This is a genomic window from Pyrobaculum sp. (assembly GCF_049971835.1).
Classification (GTDB): Archaea; Thermoproteota; Thermoprotei; order Thermoproteales; family Thermoproteaceae; genus Pyrobaculum.
The window spans coordinates 1-1,193 of sequence record NZ_JBMFKV010000378.1; the positions used below are offsets into that span (position 1 = coordinate 1).

A 1,193-nucleotide genomic window follows, 5' to 3' on the forward strand; every position below is an offset into this window, starting at 1 on the left:
GCGGGGGGAGTGGAGCTGGGAGGCGTTGTCTACAGGCCTAGGTACAGGCAGGTCGAGGTGGGGCCGGGGGCGGCGTATGACTACCCAGATGTCGAGGGGTACAGCGCCGTTTATTACAACATTTCGGCGCCTCCCGGCGGCTTTCTGAGGATCGAGATCTCCGGCGGGGGGGCGGGGAGCGTCGTGTCTAACGTGGCGCTGGGCCGCGACATATCTCTGGCGAACGGCACGCTTCTGGTGGCCCTTGTGAACAACTCCAGCAACACCGCCAGGCTGAGGGTGGCTTTTTACTACAGCGTCCTCAGGGCAAGGTTGGTGGACGGCGTCTACCACGACGGCAACATCACAGTGAGGATATATGCAGAATACGGCTTCCAGAGGGCGGTTGGGGCCGGGAGGATAAACGGCACAGCTGTCGACTTCAGAGACGGGTTCGCTAGCTACACCTTCTCCGGCGGGTTGAGGCCATATGTCCTTAGGGTGGAGTACAACGGCTCGTGGGCCTATGTATACCTAAACCTCACGGAGCTCGGCTTGGAGGTTTCCCCAAAGACGCTGTACCTCGGCAGAGGCGGCTACGGGGTGTTGAACGTAACCGTGGTTAACCCCAATCCGATAGACGTGCGTTGCGTCTTAAACGGCTCGGGCCGCGGCGTGGAGTTAAAACCTGTGGAGATCTACCTGCCGAGGAACACGTCCATCGTCGCCGGGGTGCCGTTTAGAGCCGCGGCGGATCCTACGGGTATCATCACGATCCGCTGCGGGGAGGTGGTGGGCGCAGTGCAGTTGTCTCAACCGGCATACTCGCTGGATTACGACCTCGACAAGGGGAGGGGCGTCCTGCTGGCGAAGTTCGGATCTGAGGAGTCTCTATACGACGTGGCGGAGCTTCCGGCGAACGTCAGCCTTAGGTATGGGGGCTATGTGGCGGCTGTGGTGCACGTGCCTAGGCCTGTTCTAGACGTCGCTTTCCTGCCACGGAGATTTGAAGGGGGGTTTGTGGTGTATCACGTCAATGTCACTTTAAGCGGCGTCCCTCCATGGGCTAGGTTTAGGGGCACAGTTTCTATCACCGCAGACGGAGCGAAAGACGAGGGGAACTACACTGGCGGGCCTTACGTAACGGAAATAACGCTTAGACCTGGAGCCAAGACGGCCGTGTCTGTCTCTGTTGGCATGTTGCGTAAGGAGTT

The 1,193-nt window shown here is 59.8% G+C and carries 1 pseudogene; it reads left to right on the forward strand.

Annotated features, from left to right (window positions below):
* A pseudogene (locus ACP5J3_RS14800) lies at positions 1-1,193 on the forward strand (hypothetical protein); the annotation flags it as partial.